This window comes from Aurantiacibacter luteus, from assembly GCF_001010945.1.
Taxonomy (GTDB): domain Bacteria; phylum Pseudomonadota; class Alphaproteobacteria; order Sphingomonadales; family Sphingomonadaceae; genus Alteraurantiacibacter; species Alteraurantiacibacter luteus.
Map to the genome: position 1 here is coordinate 956,100 of NZ_LBHB01000002.1, position 21,401 is coordinate 977,500.

The 21,401-nt window shown below is 65.5% G+C and carries 15 protein-coding genes, 2 tRNA genes and 2 rRNA genes (1 of these 19 only partly in view); 12 read left to right on the forward strand and 7 right to left on the reverse strand.

From position 1 onward, the window contains the following. Together ssb and AAW00_RS11080 are read left to right on the forward strand one after the other, a co-directional pair. Entirely contained in the window at positions 1-522 is a 522-nt protein-coding gene (ssb, locus tag AAW00_RS11075; RefSeq protein ID WP_047004345.1) for a single-stranded DNA-binding protein, read from the forward strand. A 376-nt stretch (positions 523-898) separates the two neighbouring features. After that, positions 899-1,918 (forward strand): sensor histidine kinase, encoded by a 1,020-nt coding sequence (locus AAW00_RS11080; RefSeq protein ID WP_277619347.1) that lies wholly within the window; start codon positions 899-901, stop codon positions 1,916-1,918. Between the two features lie 40 nt (positions 1,919-1,958). Here the strand turns inward: AAW00_RS11080 and AAW00_RS11085 are convergent, their stop codons facing one another. Together AAW00_RS11085 and AAW00_RS11090 are read right to left on the reverse strand one after the other, a co-directional pair. Beyond that, entirely contained in the window at positions 1,959-2,480 is a 522-nt protein-coding gene (locus AAW00_RS11085) for a YceD family protein (protein ID WP_241461717.1), read from the reverse strand. After that, positions 2,477-2,986, reverse strand: coding sequence for a ubiquinol-cytochrome C chaperone family protein (locus AAW00_RS11090; protein WP_047004348.1), 510 nt, complete (start codon positions 2,984-2,986; stop codon positions 2,477-2,479). The genes AAW00_RS11085 and AAW00_RS11090 overlap by 4 nt, the downstream gene beginning before the upstream one ends. Positions 2,987-3,177: 191 nt before the next feature. Here AAW00_RS11090 and AAW00_RS11095 point away from each other — a divergent pair, with 191 nt between their 5' ends. The 5 genes from AAW00_RS11095 to AAW00_RS11115 all read left to right on the forward strand — a co-directional run bounded on the left by AAW00_RS11095 (position 3,178) and on the right by AAW00_RS11115 (position 8,098). After that, the gene (locus tag AAW00_RS11095; protein ID WP_047004349.1) at positions 3,178-3,645 is read left to right on the forward strand and encodes an outer membrane protein assembly factor BamE; all 468 of its coding nucleotides are present in this window, start codon (positions 3,178-3,180) and stop codon (positions 3,643-3,645) included. Between the two features lie 72 nt (positions 3,646-3,717). After that, on the forward strand, positions 3,718-4,278 hold the full coding sequence (hslV, locus tag AAW00_RS11100; protein WP_047004350.1) for an ATP-dependent protease subunit HslV: 561 nt from the start codon (positions 3,718-3,720) through the stop codon (positions 4,276-4,278). 91 nt (positions 4,279-4,369) lie between these two features. Then, the gene (gene hslU / locus AAW00_RS11105) at positions 4,370-5,671 is read left to right on the forward strand and encodes an ATP-dependent protease ATPase subunit HslU (protein ID WP_047004351.1); all 1,302 of its coding nucleotides are present in this window, start codon (positions 4,370-4,372) and stop codon (positions 5,669-5,671) included. A 95-nt stretch (positions 5,672-5,766) separates the two neighbouring features. Further along, on the forward strand, positions 5,767-6,525 hold the full coding sequence (gene budC / locus AAW00_RS11110) for a meso-2,3-butanediol dehydrogenase (RefSeq protein ID WP_052761889.1): 759 nt from the start codon (positions 5,767-5,769) through the stop codon (positions 6,523-6,525). A gap of 79 nt (positions 6,526-6,604) precedes the next feature. Then, positions 6,605-8,098, forward strand: coding sequence for a S41 family peptidase (locus AAW00_RS11115; RefSeq protein WP_047004353.1), 1,494 nt, complete (start codon positions 6,605-6,607; stop codon positions 8,096-8,098). A gap of 9 nt (positions 8,099-8,107) precedes the next feature. On the opposite strand, the gene AAW00_RS11120 is transcribed toward AAW00_RS11115, so the two are convergent. After that, positions 8,108-9,601, reverse strand: a complete 1,494-nt coding sequence (locus tag AAW00_RS11120) for a SulP family inorganic anion transporter (RefSeq protein WP_047004354.1) — start codon at positions 9,599-9,601, stop codon at positions 8,108-8,110. 175 nt (positions 9,602-9,776) lie between these two features. Between AAW00_RS11120 and AAW00_RS11125 the strand changes: the two genes are divergently transcribed. Beyond that, positions 9,777-12,614, forward strand: coding sequence for a M16 family metallopeptidase (locus tag AAW00_RS11125; protein ID WP_047004355.1), 2,838 nt, complete (start codon positions 9,777-9,779; stop codon positions 12,612-12,614). Here the strand turns inward: AAW00_RS11125 and AAW00_RS11130 are convergent, their stop codons facing one another. The 4 genes from AAW00_RS11130 to AAW00_RS11145 all read right to left on the reverse strand — a co-directional run bounded on the left by AAW00_RS11130 (position 12,615) and on the right by AAW00_RS11145 (position 18,129). Beyond that, on the reverse strand, positions 12,615-14,375 hold the full coding sequence (locus AAW00_RS11130) for an ABCB family ABC transporter ATP-binding protein/permease (RefSeq protein WP_047004613.1): 1,761 nt from the start codon (positions 14,373-14,375) through the stop codon (positions 12,615-12,617). It lies immediately after the preceding gene. Positions 14,376-14,501: 126 nt separating this feature from the next. Further along, on the reverse strand, positions 14,502-15,488 hold the full coding sequence (locus AAW00_RS11135) for an aspartyl protease family protein (protein WP_052761890.1): 987 nt from the start codon (positions 15,486-15,488) through the stop codon (positions 14,502-14,504). Between the two features lie 88 nt (positions 15,489-15,576). Next, positions 15,577-17,112, reverse strand: coding sequence for an oligosaccharide flippase family protein (locus tag AAW00_RS11140; protein ID WP_082125030.1), 1,536 nt, complete (start codon positions 17,110-17,112; stop codon positions 15,577-15,579). A 3-nt stretch (positions 17,113-17,115) separates the two neighbouring features. Further along, positions 17,116-18,129 carry a glycosyltransferase gene (locus tag AAW00_RS11145; protein ID WP_047004357.1) on the reverse strand — a complete coding sequence of 338 codons (1,014 nt, stop codon included), beginning with the start codon at positions 18,127-18,129 and terminating at the stop codon, positions 17,116-17,118. A 595-nt stretch (positions 18,130-18,724) separates the two neighbouring features. On the opposite strand from AAW00_RS11145, the gene AAW00_RS11150 reads away from it, so the two are divergent. From AAW00_RS11150 to AAW00_RS11165, 4 genes are all read left to right on the forward strand, one after another. Continuing rightward, positions 18,725-20,211, forward strand: a 16S ribosomal RNA gene (locus AAW00_RS11150). Between the two features lie 181 nt (positions 20,212-20,392). Next, positions 20,393-20,469, forward strand: a tRNA-Ile gene (locus AAW00_RS11155). 14 nt (positions 20,470-20,483) lie between these two features. Next, a tRNA-Ala gene (locus tag AAW00_RS11160) sits at positions 20,484-20,559 on the forward strand. Between the two features lie 323 nt (positions 20,560-20,882). After that, a 23S ribosomal RNA gene (locus AAW00_RS11165) occupies positions 20,883-21,401 on the forward strand (it continues 2,269 nt past the right edge of the window). Together the 16S and 23S rRNA genes with 2 tRNA genes alongside form the textbook arrangement of a ribosomal RNA operon.

Here is a 21,401-nt window from a genome sequence, read left to right on the forward strand (position 1 = left end):
ATGGCGGGCAGCCTCAACAAGGTCATGCTGATCGGTAATCTTGGCGCGGACCCCGAGGTCAAGAGCTTCCAGAACGGCGGCCGCATCTGCAACCTTCGGATCGCCACCAGCGAGAACTGGAAGGACAAGACCACCGGAGAGCGCAAGGAGCGCACCGAGTGGCACACCGTCGTGCTCCAGTCGGACGGGCTGGTGGGCGTGGCCGAGCGGTATCTCCGCAAGGGCAGCAAGGTCTATATCGAGGGCCAGCTGCGCACCCGCAAGTGGCAGGACCAGAACGGCAACGACCGCTATTCGACCGAGGTCTCGGTCGGCGGCATGGGCGGCGTGATGACCATGCTCGACGGTGCCCAGGGCGGCGGAGGCGGTGGCGGTGGCCAGCGCGGCGGCGGTGGCGGCTACGGCGGTGGTTCGGGTGGAAGCTCGGGCGGCTGGGACCAGGGCGGCGGTGGCAGCTCTTCGAGCGGCGGCATGGGCGGCGGCTCCAACTACGACGACCTGGACGACGACATCCCGTTTTGATCGGTCGGTCCGGCGGGCGGCGAAGTTGACACTGTCAACCGCTCCGCCCGCGGGTTTCCCATTCAAACCAAAGATTTGCGACCCCGGCGAAGTTGACACTTTGCCGGGTGGAGCGGAAATCTGCGGGCCTGCCTAGGGCCCTAGGGCGGGTCACGATGTGAAAGAGCGCGCCGTGCTCGTCTGTCAGGGCCGTGTAGGAAAGACCATACACCTGCCAACGACCCCATAGCTGTCGCAGGCTCATTAGGTTATCGTGACCGGAACCGTGGGTCTGAGGATCCATGGCAGGCAATAAAGGGGTCGTGCCATTCCTTTCTCCAATCTCCCCGAAGGCGGGATTCCGAAAGTCGGTAGCGACGATGCGCTGCTGTTTTTCATTCTCGAGAACGAGCCCAATCTGGTTTTCGTCAAGAACGAGTTGGGTGAGATCGTGTGGGCCAATCAAGCCTTCAAGGCCATCTACGCGCCCGATGAGCGGGACAACATGATCGGTTCGACGACGGTCGAAAGTTTCAGCGAAGAAGAAGCAGACCTGTTCCTTTCGGAGGACCGCCGCGCAATGCGCGAGGGGCGGACGGAAATCGTCGAGGAAGTCGTCGATTGGACCGGCAGGAAGATAACACTGTTGACGCGCAAGCTGGCAATCGAACTGGCCAATGGCCAAAAGCGTCTCATCGGCATTTCTACTGATATCACGGACCTGGCGGCCCGCGAGCGACGGCTGGTGCAACTCAACGCCCAGCTCAAGGTGTATTCCCATTCGGTTGCCCACGACCTCAAGAACCCTATCGCCAGCATTATTTCGGCCGTAAATATCATCAAGCGTGACCAGAGCACGACGCTTGGTGAGCGCGGGAAAATGGTCCTGGAGGCCTTGCGCGAAAGTGCGACAGGCTTGTCGAACTCCATCACGGCGATGCTGAAGGCGGCCGCGAACGAAGCCGAAAACCTCTCCTTCACTTCATACGACCTGAACATACTCCTGGAGGAGGTGCGCTTCAATCTGTCTGCCGCGATTGAAACGGCCGAGATGGACCTCCATGTCGCACGCCTGCCGACTGCAACGGTCGAGCCGAATTTACTGCGACAATTGTTCCAGAACCTTATCGAGAACTCGATCAAGCATGCGGCCGCGGCACGCCTCGTGGTCACGATCCATTATTCCCTGATCGATGACGAACACGTGTTCTATGTCGGTGACAACGGCACCGGGATTCCAGAAAACAAGAGGGAGCAGGTTTTTCGCCAGTTCTTTAAGGGTGGGGGCAGCGACGATGGGTTGGGACTGGGCCTTACCATTTGCCAGCGCATCGCGCATCTGCATGACGGCGTGATCGAGATCCACGACAAAGTCGAGCGAGGGTGCTGCATGGTGCTGCGGATCCCTGCACGATAGGCGGATGGCAGCTTCCAATCTCGAAGCTGCCTATATCACCTCAATCCAACCTCAACCCCTTCAGCGCCTCCGCCAGCGGGCCGGCCGCGCCCTCTTCCATCAGCCCGTGCCGCCGCCGCGCCTCGTCCGCGTCCGGGCCGACCGCGAAGGGATCGATGGCGAGCACCAGGCTTTGCGCTACCGCTTCGCCGAGGTCGAAGGCGGTGCCCTTGAACTCCACCTCGTCGAGTTCGTCCTCCTCCAGCTCGATCTCCTCGTCGAAGGCGGCGGGCGCGTCGCTCATGGGCACGAAGCGGACGGTGAAGGGCTCGTGGATGGTGACCGGCAAATCGTTGCCCGAGACGGCGCAGCTCTGGACGATCGCGGCATCGAGCGTGCCCGAGGCCTCGACCGCATCGCCATCGGGCACCAGCTCGACGCGCGCCTCTAGCCGGTCGATGGCGACGAGGCCGAAGCGCCGCGCCAGCGCCGCGCGCTCGACTTCCGAGGCCGTCAGCTCCACCGGCGCGTCGCCGATGGAGCGCAGGTCGATCATGCGCGAGAATTCAGGTGTGTCAGTCACCGAAGGTCTCCCGCCATCACCGCCTCGTCGCTCAGCGCCGTCAGCCGGTCGTGCAGCGCGCGGGCGCGCACGGCGAGGGCGTAGGGCTTCTTCTCCTCGTCCGCGAGGGTGACGTTGCGCTTGAGGATAACGGCCAGCGTCGCATCGCTCTCGGTCAGGTTCTCGCGCAGCACGCCGATGCGGCCGCCCAGCGCCTCCATCAGCCGGCCCATCTTCTTGCCCACGGCAAGGTCGCCCACGCCCGAATCGCGCAGCTGGCGGTCCATGTCGGCGACGAACAGCTCGGTCAGCAGCGCGGTCCTGGGGCGAAGGTCCTCGCTGTCCTCCATCCTTAGCATGGTGAGTGCGAGAACGAGGGCGATCATGTCGAAGCGGCCGTCCACGGTGTCGGCCACGCCGCAGTCGGCATACCATTCGGGCTCGCGGCTGGTGCCGACGACGGCGTGCCACAGCGGGCGCAGGGCATCGCGCGGATCGCGGCGGGTCAGGCGCTGGAAGAAGGACATCTAGGCGGACGCTTTCTCGTTAAGGACAAGTTCAATGCGACAGGGCGATTTCGCACCGGCGATGCACGCATTGCCCCAGGACTCGTTGCATGGCGCAGCAGCCTGCCCTAAGGCGTGCGGCACATATAGGGCAGGGCCTGCGCGAGGCAATCGCGCCGCGCCCCGCCGGTCTAGGTGAAGGAAGTTTGCAGATGGGTTCGATCGTGCGGATGGCAGGCCTGGCGGGCGTCGCGGCGGCGCTGGCGGGATGTTCGTCGATCCCCAATCACCGCGGCTACATCATGGACGAAACGCTCGTCGCCTCGGTCCAGCCGGGGCTGGACAACCAGCAGTCCGTTCGCGGGACGCTGGGGCAGCCGACCATGACCAGCCTGTTCGGCGACCAGGTGTGGTACTACGTTTCCAGCCAGACGGAGCAGGCGCCCTTCAACCAGCCGCGTATCGAGGAGCACACGGTTCTCGCCGTGCATTTCGACCCGGCGGGCAACGTCGTCTCGACCGAGCGCAGCGGCATGGAGCTGGTCGAGCGCATCAGCCCCGAGAGCGACGAGACGCCGACGCTGGGCCGCGAGCGCGGCTTCCTGGAAGACCTGTTCGGCAACATCGGCACGGTCGGCACGGCGCTGCCGGGCACGGGCGGAGCCGGCGGCGGCGGCTGACGCCCGCCTTCGGGCGCTGCGCTTGCAGGCCCCTTTCTTGAAGGTATAGCGCCAGCCTCCCATATCGCCGCCATGAGCAGCGACAATTCCAGCCACGGTCTCATCCAGTGGCACGGCACCACCATCATCGGCGTGAAGCGCGGCGACCGGACCGTCATCGCCGGTGACGGGCAGGTGAGCATGGGCAACACGGTGATGAAGCCCAACGCCCGCAAGGTCCGCCGGATCGGCAAGGATGGCACGGTCGTCGCCGGTTTCGCCGGGGCCACCGCCGACGCATTCACCCTGTTCGAGCGGCTGGAGCGCAAGCTGGAGCAGCACTCCGGCCAGCTGCTGCGCGCCAGCGTGGAGCTCGCCAAGGACTGGCGTACGGACAAGTATCTGCGCAACCTCGAGGCGCTGATGATCGTCGCCGACAAGGACACATTGCTGGTCCTCACCGGCAACGGCGACGTGCTGGAGCCCGACGGCGGGATCGCCGCGATCGGCTCGGGTGGCAACTACGCGCTCGCCGCCGCGCGGGCGCTTTCCGATTACGAGACCGACGCGGAAAAGATCGCGCGCAAGGCCATGGCCGTCGCCGCGGACGTCTGCGTCTTTACCAACGGCAACGTGACGGTGGAAGCCGTCTAGTCCCGCGTCATCCCAGCGAAAGCTGGGATCGCTTTCGGCCTCGCGCCCAACCGAGACAGATCCCAGCTTTCGCTGGAATGACGAGATAGGAATTATGGACAACCTCACCCCAAAGGCCATCGTCGCGGCGCTGGACGAGCATATCATCGGCCAGGCCGACGCCAAGCGCGCGGTCGCCGTGGCACTGCGGAATCGCTGGCGCCGCCAGCGTCTCTCGCCTGAACTGCGCGACGAGGTGACGCCCAAGAACATCCTCATGATCGGCCCCACGGGCTGCGGCAAGACCGAGATCAGCCGCCGGCTGGCGAAGCTGGCCGAGGCTCCCTTCGTGAAGGTGGAGGCGACCAAGTTCACCGAGGTGGGCTACGTCGGCCGCGACGTGGAGCAGATCGCCCGCGACCTGGTGGAGGAAGCGATCCGCCTCGAGAAGGACCGCCGCCGCGAAAGCGTGCGCGAGGCCGCCAGCGAGGCCGCGATGAACCGGCTGCTCGATGCGCTCGTCGGCCAGAACGCCAGCGAGGCGACGCGCGAGAGCTTCCGCCGCCGCATCACCGACAACTCGATGAACGATACCGAGGTCGAGATCGAGGTCGCCGACGCGCCGGGCATGCAGATGGACATCCCCGGCATGGGCGGCGGGGCGACGATGATCAACCTCTCCGAAATGATGGGCAAGGCCTTCGGCGGCGGCCAGAAGAAGAAGCGCAAGCTGAAGGTGCCCGACGCCTGGGACAAGCTGGTCGACGAGGAGGCGGACAAGCGCCTTGACGCCGACGACGTCGCCCGCGTGGCGCTCGCCAATGCGGAGACCAACGGCATCGTCTTCCTCGACGAGGTCGACAAGATCGCCGTCTCCGACGTGCGCGGCGGCTCGGTCAGCCGCGAGGGCGTGCAGCGCGACCTGCTGCCGCTGATCGAGGGTACGACGGTGGCGACCAAGTACGGCCCGATGAAGACCGACCACGTGCTCTTCATCGCCAGCGGCGCCTTCCACGTCGCCAAGCCCAGCGACATGCTTCCCGAACTGCAGGGCCGCCTGCCGATCCGCGTCGAACTGCGCAGCCTGACCGAGGCCGATTTCGTCCGCATCCTCTCCGAGACCAAGGCCAACCTGGTGAGCCAGTACAGGGCCCTGCTCGGCACCGAGGAGCTGACCGTCACGATGGACGATGCCGCCGTTGCCGAAGTCGCCCGCATCGCCGCGCAGGTGAACGAGAGTGTCGAGAACATCGGTGCCCGCCGCCTGCAGACTGTGATGGAAAAGCTGTTCGAGGACCTCAGTTTCGAGGCCGAGGACCGCAAGGGCGAGACCGTCGCCATCGATGCCGCCTACGTGCGCGAACGGCTGGGCGACCTTGCGGGCGACGCAGACCTGTCGAAATACGTGCTCTAGCCCCGGCACAGGCACGGGCTGTCCGGCGGGGCGGAACATGGGCTGCTGACATGCGTCGGTTCTTCGAAACCGAAATCATGACAGGACAAAAACCAATGAACAGATTCGCCGACAAGACCGTCATCGTCACCGGGGGCAGCTCGGGCATCGGCCACGCCAGCGCCACGCGCTTCGCGAGCGAGGGCGCGCGTGTCGTCATCCTCGACGTGGCGGACGATATCGAGGGCATCGCGGGCAAGATCGAAGGTGAGGTCACCGGCCGCCATCTCGATGTGACCGACAGCAAGGCGGTGACCGAGACCATCGATGCGATCGCGAAGGAGTTCGGCGGCCTTGACGTGCTCCACGCCAACGCCGGCGTCGCGGTCATGAAGGCGCCGGAAGAGCATACCGACGAGGACTGGAACAAGGTGCTGCGTACCAACGTGGACGGCGTCTTCTTCTGCGCCCGTGCCGCGATCCCGCATCTCAGGAAGAGCAAGGGGTGCATCGTCAACACCAGCTCGGTTTCCGGCATCGGCGCGGACTGGGGGATGCTCGCCTACAACACCTCCAAGGGCGCGATCAGCAACATGACGCGCGCGCTGGCGCTCGATCTCGGCAAGGACGGGGTGCGGGTGAACGCCGTAGCCCCCTCGATCACCGACACCCCGCTCGCCGAAGGCATCACCGGTGACGAGGAACTGATGGACAAGTTCCGCGAGCGCATGGCGCTGAAGCCGCCGGAGCAGCCCGAGGACATCGCTGCCGTCGTGGCCTTTCTCGCCAGCGACGATGCGCGGATGATCACGGGCGTGGTTCTGCCGGTGGACGGCGGGGTCACCGCCTCGAACGGGCAACCGGCCATCGGCTAGCCTGTCGCTGGTCGAGCCTTGGCGTAAATTGGCGGATCACGCTCTGGCAGAGCCGGCGCGGCTGGGATAGCCTAAGGGCATGATGATCCGCTCTCTGCTTCTCGGCCTTTCGGCTCTCGCCATTTTCGCCGCAACTGCCCAAGCGCAGGACATCGCCGCCGACTACGAGAGTTGGAGCACCGACCAGTGGCGCACCGCCGCCGAAATGGACGTGCGCGAGGCCTACCGCGAGTATGTCGAAAACCATCCGGGCATGTTCGATGCCGCCAATCCCGGCTTTCCCGCCCAGCTCGAAGCTGCGCGCGATGCCGGGCTAGCCGCGGCGGCCCAAGCGCAATCGCGCGCGGGTTATGCCCGCGCTCTGGCAGCTTTCAGCGCCGTTCTGTCCGACGGGCACGCGGTAGCGATCGGCACGCTGAACACGGCGGACGACGCGCCGCGATCCTGGCCGGGTTTCGCCGTGGTGGCGCGCGGGGACCGGTTCATCGTGGCCACGCCCGATGCCTCGGACCCGCTCGCCGGTGCGCTGGTGACGGGGTGCAACGGCGAGGCGATGGCCGACTTCCTGCCCGGCGCGCTGCTGTTGCAACGGTTTCGCGCCAACGAGGCCGGGCAATGGTGGTCGCGCCCCTCGCAGGCCTTTTTCTCCATCGGCGAGGTGCCCGCCGACGCGCCGCGCGAATGCACCTTCCGGCTGGCGGACGGCACCACGCAAACCCGCACGCTCGACTGGCGCGAGCCGAGCCGGGATGAGCGCGATTTCTACGCTGCCAGCGTCTACAGCGCCGCCGAGCCCACCGGCCTTACCGAACCGCGACCGGGCCTGTTCCTGATCGGCCTCGGCGACTTCCAGCCGGACGAGGCGGGCCGCGCCGCCTTCGAGCAGCTCTATGCCGACCTCGCCGCGCGGCGCGACGAACTGCTGGCCGCGCGCGCCGTGGTGATCGACATGCGCGGCAACAACGGCGGCTCGTCCGGCTGGTCGCAGCGCGTGGCGGCCATGCTGTGGGGCGAGGACGTGCTCGAAAGCCGCGCGCCGCAGGGCGTCGAGATCGACTGGCGCACGTCCCCCGAAACCATCGCCTACCTCGGCGAAATGGCGAGCGACCTGCGCGCGCAGGGCAGCGAGTGGGCGGACATGGCGCAGATGGCCGGCATGGCGATGGAACAGGCGCGCCAGCAGGGCCAGCCGCTTTGGCGCCAGCCCGGCATGGACGGGGAGGAAGCGACCTTCGATGCTCCGGTCGCCAGCGATTTCACAACGCCGGTCTACGTCATCAATTGGGGTCTGTGCGCCAGCGCCTGCCTCGATGCGAACGACTACTTCGCAAGGTTTGCCAACACCGTGCGGATCGGCGCGCCGACCTCGGCGGATTCGACATACATGGAGGTGCGGCGCAAGGACTTGCCGGGCGGGCCAGGCTACGTCGTCATTCCGAACAAGACTTGGGTCGGCCGCCCGCGCGGCTGGGGCGAGGTCTACGCGGCCGACATCCCGATGGCGCAGGCCGACTGGTCGACCGCCGCTTTCCTCGACCGCATCGAGGCGGACATGGCGGGCGCGCCGCGCTGAAGCCGTGCCTCAGGGGTGGGGCGCCAGCCCGATCTCCACCCCGGTCTTGTCGGTCAGGGCGAAGCGGTCGACGAGGTCGGCGCTCGCCTCGTTGAGGCCGATCACCTGCACGCTGCGCCCGTTCATGCGCATGCGCTCCACCACCTTGTCGAGCACGCCGACGCCGCTGATGTCCCAGAAGTGCGCGCGCGTCACGTCGATTACCACGTGGTCGGCGGGGTCCGGGCGCTCGCTCTCGCGGCCGAAGGCGCGGCTGAAGCGGTCGACGCTGGCGAAGAAGATCTGGCCCGTCACGGTGTAGGTCGCCGTCCGCTCGTCGCGCACGCGGGTGACGCCGAACATCGAGCGGACCTTGCCGGCAAAGAAGATGCCCGACAGCAGCACGCCGACCAGCACGCCCAGCGCCAGGTTGTGGGTCGCCACCACCATCACGACGGTCGCCAGCATGACGACGCTGGACTGCCAGGGATGGCGGCGAAGGTTGGGGATGGAGTTCCAGCTGAAGGTGCCGATGGAGACCATGATCATCACCGCCACCAGCGCCGCCATGGGGATCTGTCCGACGATCGGCCCGAGCGCGGCGAGCAACACCAATAGCGTCGCGCCCGCGGTAAAGGTGGAGAGCCGTCCGCGCCCGCCGGAGGTCACGTTGATCACCGACTGCCCGATCATCGCGCAGCCGCCCATGCCGCCGACCATCGCCGCGGCGACATTCGCCACGCCCTGACCGGCGCACTCGCGGCGCTTGTCCGAATCGGTGTGGGTCATGTCGTCGACGATCTGCGCGGTCAGCAGGCTTTCGAGCAGGCCGACCGCGGCCATCGTGGCCGAATAGGGGGCGATGATCCGCAGCGTCTCCCAGGTCAGCGGCACGTCCGGCCAGACGAGATAGGGGAGGCCCTCGGGCAGCTCGCCCATGTCGGCGACGGTGTTGACCTCGACGCCCAGCCCGATGGTGATCGCGCCGACCACCACGATGGCGACGAGCGGGGAGGGCACGGCGGTGGTGAGGCGCGGCAGCAGGTAGATGATCGCCAGCGCGAGGGCGACCAGCGCGTAGGTGACGGGCGGCACGCCGATCAGCTGCGGCAGCTGCGCCATGAAGATGAGGATCGCCAGCGCGTTGACGAAGCCGGTGATGACCGAGCGGCTGACGAATTGCATCAGCAGGTCCAGCCGCAGCAGCGCGGCAAGGCCCTGGAACACGCCCATCAGGATGGTCGCGGCGAACAGGTATTCCACCCCGTGGTCGCGCACCAGTGGCACCACCACCACGGCAACCGCGGCGGTGGCGGCGCTGATCATGCCGGGCCGTCCGCCGGTAAAGGCGATGACCATGGCGATGGCGATCGAGGCGTAGAGTCCTACGCGCGGGTCCACCCCGGCGATGATCGAGAAGCCGATGGCTTCCGGGATCAGGGCTAGGGCGACGACAACGCCGGCAAGGATGTCGGCACGCGGATTGGCGAGCCAGTCGCGGCGAAGCGCGCTGGTGGAGATCATGGCGGGTCCTGTGCTTGCGGAAGTCGCGCCTCCTACATGCTGCACTGCAATATGCAAGGCGCGCGATGTCCACCGAGCTACGACACCAACCAGCAGAATTCATGGCCGGGACCTTGTCGCATCCGGTTCAAGGTGGTCTATTGCAGACTTATCATAAGAGACCTGGGGACGCCGAATGACTTTCCGATACCTTGCCGGCAGCGCGCTGGCGCTCGCTCTCGTTGCAGCTTCGCCTGTCACGGCACAGGACGCCCCCGAAGCGCCCGCGCTCACCGCTCCTGAAATCGAATACACCGACTGGACACTGGACAACGGTCTGCGCGTCATCGCGATCGAAGACGACAGCACCGCAACGGTCACGACCAGCTTGTGGTATGAAATCGGAAGCAAGCTCGATCCCGAAGGCCGCAGCGGCTTTGCCCATCTGTTCGAGCATATCCTCAGTCGCAAGACGCTCAATATGCCCTACAACATGATCTACGGCCTTACCGCCGATGTCGGCGGCACGCGCAATGCTTCCAACGGTACCGACCGGACCAACTACTTCGAAACCGTGCCGGCCGAATATCTCGAGACCATGTTGTGGACCCACCGTGAGCGGATGGCATTCCCGGTGGTGGACGAGGAAGTTTTCGAGACCGAGCGCAACGTGGTGATGGAGGAATATCGCACGCGCGTGCTCGCGCCTCCTTACGGCCTGTTCCAGCGCGTGGCGATGCCCGAAATCGCTTTCGACGAGTTGCCGCATCGGCGTCCCGGAATCGGCAGCATGGAAGATCTGCAAGCCGCCACGCTGGAAGATGCGCGCGCCTTTCATCAGGCCTATTACGGGCCCGACACCGCCACGCTGATCGTCGCCGGCAATTTCGACATGGCGAACCTGCGTTCGCTGGTGGACCAGTATTTCGCCGATATTCCCCCGCGCGCCAACCCGGTCGACGTGACCATACCGGAGCGCGAGGATCGCCCAACATCGCCGCGCAGCGTCACCGTGGCATCGCCCAATGTGCCGCTGCCGCTGGTCGGCACCGTGTGGCAATTGCCCGAAGCCAACCACCCCGACATGCCCGCGCTCAGCGTACTCGATGCGATCATGTCGCGCGGCCAGAGCAGCCGTCTCTACGCAGCCTTGGTCGAACCGGGGCTGGCGGTCGGGACAGTGCAGTATGCCTATGGTTCGGAAGAGGCAGGCCAATTCGTGCAATACGCGCAGATCCGTCCTGACGCGGAGGCAGCGCCGGTCGCCGCAGTGCTTGCGGCGCAAACGGCGCGCATGCGCGACGAACTCGTCACCCCTGCCGAACTGGCGGAAGCCAAGAACGAGATCATCGCTGGCACGCTTCGCGGACGCGAGACGGCACGCGGACGCGCTTTCGAATTGGGCGAAACGCTGGTCACGACGGGGGATCCCCGCGATGCCGACCGGATGCTCGCGGCCGTTGCCGAGGTCACAGCGGAGGACGTCCGGCGCGTTGCGCGCACCTGGCTCGATCCGCAAGCGCGGGTCGATTTCACGCTGACGCGCGGCGAGTTCGATCCCGCTTCTTTCGCCAACCCGGTCCCCATGCCGACCTATCGTACCCTGCCGCCGCCCGTTGGCGAGCCGCTGGCAGTCCGTCCCGAAGCCGAGCGTGATGCCCCTCCCGGCCCGGGCGAAGCGCCGCTGGTGACCGTGCCCGATTTCGCGACGCACAGGCTGTCCAACGGAATCGAGGTGCTGGCGGTGCAGACCGGTGACGTACCGATAGCGTCGATGAACGTACTTCTGCCGGGCGGCAGCGTGAGCGATCCGCGCGCAAGGTCTGGCGTGGCTCAGCTTGCCGCGAACCTTGCCGAGCAGGGTACGAGCACGGCCAGCGCGCAGGAGATTGCGGCGCGGCTCGAAAGCCTCGGCGCCAGCATGGGCGGAGGGGCATCGACCGACAATACCCGCTTTTATCTCAGTGCACCGGTGGCCAACATGGCGGCGGCTGGCGAGGTCCTTTCCGATGTCATCCGCAACGCCAATTACCCGCAGGACGTATTCGATCGGGAACGCGGACGCGCGCTCGATGGGATTCGCGTGGCGATGAGCGAGCCCGGTTCGCTGGCGGCGATGGCGCTGCGACCGATCCTTTTCGGCAATGCGCCATACGGCAATATCTCCGGCGGCACCGTACAATCTCTCGAGGCGATCTCGCGCGAGGACCTGCTGCAGCATCGCCGGACCTACTGGCATCCTGCCCGCGCACAGATAGTGATCAGCGGCGGTATCGCCCCTGCCGACGCCTTTGCATTGGCAGAGGACCTGTTCGGGGATTGGCGCTCCGATGCTCCGATCGCGCCAATGGTAACGCAGCGCGCCGGTCCCGCGGCCGAGCCCCGTACCGTGGTGATCGACATGCCCGATGCGGGCCAGGCAGCGGTGTATCTCGTCGCTCGCGGGCCGGGTCGCGAGAGCGCGGACTTCTTCCCGCTCGAACTCGCCAATGCGGTGCTGGGCGGGGGATCGAGCGGACGGCTGTTCGAGGAAATCCGCACCAATCGCGCCCTGTCCTACGGTTCCTATTCCGGCCTGTCAGAACTGGCGGACGGCTCGATCGTCTCCGCCAGCGCGCAGACTGCCAACGAGACAGTCGACGAGGTCGTCGAAGTCATGCTCAACGAGTTCGCCCGCATCGGGACCGAGGCGCTGGATGACGATCTGCTCGACCGGCGCCGCCTGTTCCTGACCGGCGGCTATGGCCGCAGTCTGGAAAGTTCATCCGGCTATGGCGCGATACTCGCCAGCCTGCTTACGCAGGGCGTCGATCCGGCCGAAATCGCGCGGTATGGAGAGCGTGTGAACGCGGTATCCTCGGCCCAGGCAACCGCCTCCGCGGCGCGTTACTTCGACCCGGCGAACGCAAGCGTCGTGATCGTCGGAAATGCCGATGCCTTCATCGAGGAACTGCGCGCACTGCGCGGCACTGTCGAAGTTATACCGGCAAGCGAAATCGACCTGTTCGATCCGCAAGTGCCGGCGGGCGGCTGATTACTCGGCCGCCAGCACCTCGGTCTCTTCGCTGAGCTGGCGGTTCCACATCTCCGCGTAAAGGCCGTCGCGGCGCAACAGGTCGAAGTGGCTGCCCGATTCGACGATGCGGCCCGCGTCCATCACGTTGATGATATCGGCATCGGCGATGGTGGAGAGGCGGTGGGCGATGGCGATGGTGGTGCGGTCGGCGCTCACCCGCTTCAAGGTCGCGAGGATGTCCTGTTCGGTGCGCGAATCGAGCGCGCTCGTCGCCTCGTCGAGCAGCAGGATCGGCGGGTCCTTCAGCAGCGTGCGGGCGATGGCCACGCGCTGCTTCTCCCCGCCCGAGAGCTTGAGGCCCCGCTCGCCGACCTCGGTATCGAAGCCCTGCGGCAGCAGCTCGACCAGCGGCAGCACGGCGGCATCGCGCGCGGCGCGCTCGATCTGCTCCGCCGTCGCGTCGTCGCGCCCGTACGCGATGTTGTAGCCGAGCGTGTCGTTGAACAGAACGCTGTCCTGCGGGACGATGCCGATGTGGGCGCGCAGGCTCGCCTGCGTCACCTCGCGGATGTCCTGCCCGTCGATCAGGATGCGCCCGGCGGACGGATCGTAGAAGCGGAACAGCAGCCGCCCGATGGTGCTCTTGCCCGCGCCGCTCGGCCCGACCAGCGCCACGGTCGCGCCCGCCGGGGCCTCGAAGCTCAGCTTGTGGAGAATCTGGCGGTCTTCCTCGTAGCCGAAATCGACATTGTCGAAGGTCACGACCGGGCGGCGCACCACCAGCGCGGGGGCGCCGGGCCTGTCCTCCACCTCCACCGGCGTGTCCATCAGGCGGAACATGTCGGCCATGTCGATCAGGCCCTGGCGGATCGTGCGATAGACCCAGCCGAGCATGTCGAGCGGGCGGAATAGCTGGGTGAGATAGGTCTGCACCAGCACCAGGTCGCCCGGCGTCAGCGCGCCCTTGCTCCATTGCCATACCGTCCAGGCCATCGCGCCCGCCATCAGCAGGTTCATCACCAGCGCCTGCACGATGTTGAGCAGGCCGAGCGAATTTTCGGTCTTGATCGCCGCCTCAGCATACTGGCGCGCGGTGTTGGAGTAGCGCGCGTGCTCGCGCGCCTCGGCGCCGAAGTACTTGACCGTCTCGTAGTTCAGCAGGCTGTCGACCGCGCGGGCCATGGCCTGCCCGTCGAGATCGTTCATGTCCTTGCGAAGCTTCACCCGCCACTCGGTGATGCGCTGGGTCAGCCAGACGAAGGCGACGACGGTGACGGCAGTGGCTGCGACCAGCTCCCAGCCGAAGACGGTCCAGAAGATGACCGAGACGACGATCAGCTCCACGGCCGTGGGCAGGATGTTGAACAGCAGGAAGTAGATCATCGAGTTGATCGACTTCGTGCCGCGCTCGACCACGCGGGTGACTTCGCCGGTGCGGCGCGAGAGGTGGAAGCGCAGGGACAGCTTGTGCAGCCGGTCGAACACGTCGCCGGTCAGCTCGCGCACGGCGTCCTGCCCCACGCGTTCGAACACGATGTTGCGGACATTGTCGAACACCACGGTGGCGAAGCGGCCCGCGGCGTAGGCGAGCACCAGCCCGAGCGCCACGGCGAGCAGCGGGTCGCCCTCCGCGCTCATGGTGTCGACGGCCTTGGCATAGGCGAAGGGCAGGGCGAGGGTGACGCCCTTGGCGGCGATCACCAGCAGGGTGGCGATCGCGATGCGGCGCTTCAGGTCCGGCCGGCCCGCGGGCCAGAGGTAGGGAAGGAAGCGGCGCATCGTCGCCCAGTCGGCGCGCTCGCCCTTCGCCTGCTGGGCGGTACTGGTCCCAAAATCTCTCACGATGTTCCGCTAGGTGGGGACTGCCTCGCCTTCGACAAGGCGCGCGGTTGCGGCACAGAGGACTCAGGGCAGGCGGCTGGCCCGCTCGTTGAAATTCCATGCAGCGCCGAGCGGCGCGCCGCGTGGCACGTCGAACATCACCTGCCGGGTGCGAAAATCGATGGCGACGCGCTCGAACACGCGCAGCTCGGTCATGCCGAGAATCATTGCCGGTTCGTCCTGCAGGCCGAGTGCGCGAAAGGTCGGCGAATCGGCAAAGGTCACGGCGACGTTGCCGAGCGCGATGCGGTCGATCTCCAGCGCGCGGACGAGCTGCGTGTCACCCACGATCCGCACGCCGTTCACGTCGGTCATGCTCGCCTGCTCGAGCACGTGGCGGCGGCGCAGGCGCTCGCGCAGGGCGGGGTTGCCGATCGATCCGGTGGCGCCGGTATCGATGATGATCGCCGTACGCACCCCGTCCACCAGGGCGCGGTGGATGATGAGCTGGCCCAGTTCCCTTTGCGCCCGTACGACGATCTCAAAGCCGGTCGGGCGCCCCTCCTCCAGGCTGTCGACGACGTGCATCTCGCCGCTGCGGAAGTCGAGCAGCACGCGCTGGTCCTGCAGCGAATCGAGGCCGAGGATGCCGTCCGCGCCGCCGATGTTGGTGGCCTCGAGGATCGGCGCGGTGCGGATGGTGCGGGTGCGCGACCCGAGCGTAAAGCCTTCGACCATGGTGGTCTCGACCGGGCGTTCGCTTGCCATCCCGACGAGGTTCGCGCTTTGCCGGTCGGTCAGGGCGAGCCGCTCGGCCAGCGCGCTGGACACGACCGTCGCCTGCGAACCCGTGTCGACGAGGAAATCGAAAGGCCCCTCGCCGCCGATGATGACGGGCACGGTCAGGCGGCGGAAACGCTCCACCTCGAGCGCGAGGATCTCGATTTCGCTCAGCGTTTCCTCGGCAACGACGGGCTCGGCGCCTTGCGATGGGGGTTGAGGCAGCGGATCGGCTAGCGCTGTCGCGGGCAGGGCGGCGGCGATCAGGAACGTGACGGCGAGCCTGTGCATGGCTTCTTCTCCCGCTCGCCGACGCATCCCGGCTGCGGCGAGCTCCGCCGGTATAGCATCCTATCCGTGGCATCCCAAGCGGGAGGCTTCAGCGTGGAGCGGGGACCATGCGCGAAAGACCCGCGCGGCCGAGGGCGGCGGCGGCGAGATGGTGGATTTCGCCGTAGGCGGGGTGCCGCGTCTGCCGCAGCGTGACCAGCCACAGCAGGATCCCGGCGATCACGGCGGCGGCGACCTGCACGAAGCCCGCCTCGTCCGGCGCGGCCCACAGGCGGTAGGACAGGGCCACCGGCAGCACCGCGGCGCCCGTCGCGAGCGCCGACATGGCCCAGACGCGCAGCAATGCGCTCCAGCGGAAGCCGACGACCGAGTGCAGGAAAGGCGCATGGATGGCGAGCCAGGCGAGGCCGTAGGCGACGCGGCTGGCGGCGGCGGCTTCCAGCGAGACCGTGGCGGCCAGCGCCAGCAGCACGACAGATACCGCGGTATCGAGCGCGAACCGCCAAAGCAGCGGCCGCATCCGCTTAAGCAGGATGGGCAGTTCGACGTGCAGCGGCAGGGCGATGAACAGGATCTGCGAGACCGCGATCCATTCCAGCGGCCGCGCCGCGCCCAGCCAGTTCGCGCCGTAGAGCATGGCGATGACCGGCACCGAGCAGGCGGCGAGGCCTGCCATCGCCGGCCAGGTGATCGCGGTGACGCTGGCGGCGACGCGCTCGTAATGCGCGCCAAGGTCCTCGCCCGCGTCGCGCGCGCGCGCGAATGCAGGGTAGAAGACCGTCGCCAGCCCGCCCGAGACCAGCAAGCGAAGCTGCGCCGCCAGCCCCCATGCGCGGGCGAACAGGCCGACCGCCACGGTATCGAGCAGGCGGCCGATCAGCAGCTCGGGCAGCCGCGCGCCGGTTTGCGAGAGGGCCGACAGCACGGTCGAGAAGCCGCCGAAGCGCAGCACCGGCAGCGCGCCGGTCAGCCGCGGCGGGATCGGCAGGCGGCCGCCGATGCGCCACTGGGCGATCCCCGCGCGCGCCACCTGCTGGGCGAAGGCGCCCCAGGCGAGCGCCATGGCGCCCCACCCGCGCGAGGCGAGAGCGAGTGCCACCGCGGCGTTCGCCAGCACCACCCCGATCTCGATCATGGTGTTGGAGCGGAAGTCCAGCTCGCGCTGCAGCAGCGCCATCGGCACCGTCGCCAAGGGCACGAAGAAATAGCTCGCCGCGATCACCAGCAGCAGCGGCAGCAGGCCGGGCATGGCGTAGAAGGCGGCGGCGGGCCAGGCGGCCAGCACGCAGGCAATCGCGATCGCCCAGCTGATCGCCAGCGAGACGGTGAAAGCGGTGCGGATCGTCTCGTCGGTCAGCTCGCGCTCGCCAGCGACGAATCGGTTGATGCCGAATTCCTGCAATACCGCGAGCAGGCTGACGAAGGAAAAGGCGATGGTGAAGAGGCCGAGCTCGTCGGGATCGATGAACCAGCGCGCCAGCACGACGCTCGCCGCGAACTGGATGGCAAAGGCACCGAACTGGCTCGCCATCGCCAGCGCCGCCGCGCCGCGCACGCTCATCTTCGTCGCGGGTGGCCGGACGCGGATTTCCGCGCCGCTGGTTGGGGGTCGGGTGCTCGCCATCGCCTAGCCGGCGTGGACGAGCGCGGCGGCGAGGCGGGCAGCGCGCCCTGGCATGCCGAAGGTGACGAGCCGTGCCGCGGTGCGCCACAGGCCCACGCGGTCGCCGCCTTCCTGCACGTGCGTCATGATGTGATCGAACCCGTCGCCCGCCAGGCTGGTGCGCGAGAAGGCGAGGGCGCGGGCGAGTCGCGCGCGAACTTCGCGGTCCACCCCGTCGCGGCCGAACAATGCGTCGAGCTGGCCGAGGGGGGGCAGGGCATCGATATGCGCCGTGGGATCGGGCCGTCCCGCTTGTCGCTCGCGCCAGGCCATCAGCGCGACCGAGTGGCCGATCTGCTGTTCGGTCGCGTGGCGGCTGGAGACCTGGCCGGCATAGTGGCGATAGCGAATCAGGCGCATCGGCAGGTTGGCCATCTTGGTGACGCTCGCCAGCCGCAGCCACAGGTCGTGGTCCTCCACGTGGCGATAGGCGCGGTGATAGCCGCCGACCGAAAGCACCACGTCACGGCGATAGGTCACGGCCGGGTGGCACAGCAGGTTGCGATCCTCGAGAATGGCGCGGGCGAACTCGGCGTTCTCGACCGGGTGGTCGCGGCCCCCGGTGGCGAAGGGCCGGCCGAACTCGTCGATGTCCTCGCTCCAGCTGCCGACGACGCCGTGATCGGGGTTGGCGTCAAGGAAGGCGACCTGGCGGGCGAAGCGCTCGGGAAGGCAGATGTCGTCGGCATCCATGCGGGCGACCAGCGGCGCGCGCGATTCGGCGAGCAGCTGGTTGAGGCTCGTCACCAGCCCGCGATTCTCCCGCGAGATGATCCTGATTCGCGAATCGATGGCGGCGTAGTGGCGCGCGATCGCCAGGCTCGAATCGCGCGAACCGTCGTCGAGGATGAGGAATTCGAAGTCCTCGAAGGTCTGCGCCAGCACGCTCTCTATCGCGGGCGCGAGGAAGCGCTCGCCGTCGTAGACGCTCATCGCCACTGAAAGGGCGGGGGCCTTGGCTTGGGTGTCGGCGGGCATGGGTTCCGGCAAGGGTTGTTCGAACGCCAGCTTCTCTAGCCGCGCGCGCGTAAAGATACCTTCAACACCGGTTACCATGCGCGCCGGGCGGTGGTCCCGCCTTGTATATGCAGGGGAAAATCCCACCTGGAGGCGGAGGAAAGGGCGCCGCGGGAACCTTTTTCGCCGATTTGAAATAAAATTCCAAAAAGGCGTTGACGCGACTCAAACCCCCCCATATATGGCCTCTCACCGACGGGGCGCTGACGGTTTCAACCGGAACGCTCCACTCGGTCGCCAACATAGACGGATAGCCGGTCCCCCGGTGTAAATCGGGGATACCTTCGCTGTCCGCCTATTAATGTTGAGTGGCTCTTTGACATCGTTGGTTATAGATGAAGGGACATGTGGGCGACGGCGCCCGGTCCGGGGACCTCAAGGCTCCGAGTACCGGTTAACCTAAGCCGATTGCCACATCCTTTGCTCGCACCACGCGGGCGCTGGGTGATGCATGTCCTTCGTATCCATTACGTTTGACAGTGCAGGTATCGGCTCCTTGAAGCTCTTGCTTGTCGGTCTGGCGGGTTTCGACCCGTGGCCGGTAGGTGAGTGACACAAACTTGAGAGTTTGATCCTGGCTCAGAACGAACGCTGGCGGCATGCCTAACACATGCAAGTCGAACGAACCCTTCGGGGTGAGTGGCGCACGGGTGCGTAACGCGTGGGAACCTGCCCTTAGGTTCGGAATAACAGTTAGAAATGACTGCTAATACCGGATAATGTCTTCGGACCAAAGATTTATCGCCTTTGGATGGGCCCGCGTAGGATTAGCTAGTTGGTGAGGTAAAGGCTCACCAAGGCGACGATCCTTAGCTGGTCTTAGAGGATGATCAGCCACACTGGGACTGAGACACGGCCCAGACTCCTACGGGAGGCAGCAGTGGGGAATATTGGACAATGGGCGAAAGCCTGATCCAGCAATGCCGCGTGAGTGATGAAGGCCTTAGGGTTGTAAAGCTCTTTTACCAGGGATGATAATGACAGTACCTGGAGAATAAGCTCCGGCTAACTCCGTGCCAGCAGCCGCGGTAATACGGAGGGAGCTAGCGTTGTTCGGAAATACTGGGCGTAAAGCGAACGTAGGCGGCGCAGCAAGTCAGGGGTGAAATCCCGGAGCTCAACTCCGGAACTGCCCTTGAAACTGCAGTGCTAGAATCCTGGAGAGGCGAGTGGAATTCCGAGTGTAGAGGTGAAATTCGTAGATATTCGGAAGAACACCAGTGGCGAAGGCGACTCGCTGGACAGGTATTGACGCTGAGGTTCGAAAGCGTGGGGAGCAAACAGGATTAGATACCCTGGTAGTCCACGCCGTAAACGATGATAACTAGCTGTCCGGGCTCATAGAGCTTGGGTGGCGCAGCTAACGCATTAAGTTATCCGCCTGGGGAGTACGGTCGCAAGATTAAAACTCAAAGGAATTGACGGGGGCCTGCACAAGCGGTGGAGCATGTGGTTTAATTCGAAGCAACGCGCAGAACCTTACCAGCCTTTGACATCCTTCGACGGTTACCAGAGATGGTTTCCTTCCTTCGGGACGAAGTGACAGGTGCTGCATGGCTGTCGTCAGCTCGTGTCGTGAGATGTTGGGTTAAGTCCCGCAACGAGCGCAACCCTCATCCTTAGTTGCCATCATTCAGTTGGGCACTTTAAGGAAACTGCCGGTGATAAGCCGGAGGAAGGTGGGGATGACGTCAAGTCCTCATGGCCCTTACAGGCTGGGCTACACACGTGCTACAATGGCATCTACAGTGAGCAGCGATCCCGCGAGGGTTAGCTAATCTCCAAAAGATGTCTCAGTTCGGATTGTTCTCTGCAACTCGAGAGCATGAAGGCGGAATCGCTAGTAATCGCGGATCAGCATGCCGCGGTGAATACGTTCCCAGGCCTTGTACACACCGCCCGTCACGCCATGGGAGTTGGTTTCACCCGAAGATGGTGCGCTAACCTGCTTGCAGGAGGCAGCCAGCCACGGTGGGATCAGCGACTGGGGTGAAGTCGTAACAAGGTAGCCGTAGGGGAACCTGCGGCTGGATCACCTCCTTTCTAAGGATTGCCACGAAAGCGTCGACGCTAGCCGTCGGAATAGCTTCGCGGCTTCCAAAGAACATGCCGTCGTCCTCATGTCCCTTCATCACTGGAAACCTTCGCGCTGCCCTTGCGGCGAGCGCGATGGCGTCTGAGCTGGCTCGCGCCGCTTCGGCAGTTTGCCGTCAGCCGGCGCCGAGGGCCTGTAGCTCAGTCGGTTAGAGCGCACCCCTGATAAGGGTGAGGTCAGAAGTTCGAATCTTCTCAGGCCCACCATCTTTCAGGCACAAGGGGCCTTAGCTCAGCTGGGAGAGCACCTGCTTTGCAAGCAGGGGGTCATCGGTTCGATCCCGATAGGCTCCACCAGTTCGAGCGTAGCGAGAACGGCCAGCGCGGCTGGCGCGCCACAAGCCGCGGCTTTTCCGCGACTGACGGCGCCTCGCCCGACATTAGTTTCCAGGATGAAGAGAAAACGGATCCGGCATCTGGCCGGTAGGCGGTTTCGTACCGCCGTCTTTGACATTGTGAATGGGTTTTTAAATCGATGCCGCGAGGTGTCGTCGTGCTGGTTTTGGCCAGTCGATGGCAAATCGCAAATCAATCAAATTGATTATCTGGCTGAGATAATTCCTCCGCGCCATTGTATCGGGCAAGCGTTATGCAGGCTTGTCGTTGATGGTGTGGATTCTCAAGCGTGAGGTAAGAGCATTTGGTGGATGCCTTGGCATGTACAGGCGAAGAAGGACGTGGCACGCTGCGATAAGCGTCGGGGAGCTGTGAGCAAGCTTCGATCCGGCGATTTCCGAATGGGGAAACCCACCTTCACCATTTCTTCTCTGCTGTCTTCGGGCAGTGGTGGAGAGGTGGATTAGGTATCACCTTAGTGAATATATAGCTTTGGTGAAGCGAACCCGGGGAACTGAAACATCTCAGTACCTGGAGGAAAAGACATCAACCGAGATTCCGTTAGTAGTGGCGAGCGAACGCGGACCAGGCCAGTGCCTTCATTTCAACTAGCAAAACATTCTGGAAAGTTTGGCCATAGCGGGTGACAGCCCCGTATGCGAAAGTGATGATGAAGGACTCGAGTAGGGCGGGACACGTGAAATCCTGTCTGAACATGGGGGGACCACCCTCCAAGCCTAAATACTCGTACATGACCGATAGCGAACACAGTACCGTGAGGGAAAGGTGAAAAGCACCCCGAT